The sequence below is a fragment of the Falsihalocynthiibacter sp. BN13B15 genome (assembly GCF_041205415.1).
In the GTDB taxonomy this organism is placed as follows: domain Bacteria; phylum Pseudomonadota; class Alphaproteobacteria; order Rhodobacterales; family Rhodobacteraceae; genus Falsihalocynthiibacter; species Falsihalocynthiibacter arcticus.
The window spans coordinates 1-243 of sequence record NZ_JBGFCE010000142.1; the positions used below are offsets into that span (position 1 = coordinate 1).

Consider the following 243-nt stretch of genomic DNA (forward strand, 5'->3'; position numbering starts at 1 on the left):
ATGGCGTCTTTTAAAAAGCTGCAAGCCGGCAAATGGCAGGCGCAAGTCGCCATGCAAGGTATACGAAAATCAAAGTCATTTGAGAAGCGGGTTGATGCCAAAGACTGGGCCGCGCGCCAAGTGTTCTTGATTCGAGAAGGAGAGGTTTCGGTGTCGACCGAGACCATGCGCGATGCATTGCTGCGATATGCGCGGGAAGTCTCGCCGTCAAAGCGGGGCGCGAAGTGGGAGCAGCTGCGGCTA

General features: G+C 56.0%; 1 pseudogene. It reads left to right on the top strand.

What is annotated here, in order from left to right:
* Positions 1-243: pseudogene (locus AB9F26_RS22550) on the top strand (site-specific integrase); the annotation flags it as partial.